This window comes from Variovorax sp. WDL1 (genome assembly GCF_001541225.1).
Taxonomy (GTDB): Bacteria; Pseudomonadota; Gammaproteobacteria; order Burkholderiales; family Burkholderiaceae_C; genus Variovorax.
The window spans coordinates 1-285 of sequence record NZ_LMTS01000280.1 but is presented as its reverse complement, the minus strand read 5'-3'; the positions used below and the strand labels follow the sequence as shown (position 1 = coordinate 285).

The 285-nt window shown below is 63.5% G+C and carries 1 protein-coding gene; it reads right to left on the bottom strand.

Going from position 1 to position 285, the window contains the following annotated elements; genetic code table 11:
* Positions 1-285, bottom strand: a 285-nt coding sequence (locus APY03_RS34085) for an IS66 family transposase (RefSeq protein WP_157103501.1), incomplete at both ends; no start/stop codon positions are given.

Here is a 285-nt window from a genome sequence, read left to right as displayed (position 1 = left end):
TGTCCGCCGGCAGATCGCCGTCGTCGATGTAGCGCGTGAGTGCCTGCCAGCGCTTCAAGCTGTAGTCGATCGCCTTGGCCGTGGCCGAGCCATCCGGCACTCTCTGGCGTTGCCCGGAGAGCCATTGCTGCAGGGCATCGGCCACCCTGCGCGACCTCTCCTGTCGTATTCGCCGTCGCTCGTCAGGCATCAACTCAGCGACCTCGCGTTCGATGGCGTAGAGCTCGCCGAAGAACTTCAATGCTTGCTCGCCAACCTGGCTGCCTTGATTGGCCCAGAGTTCGT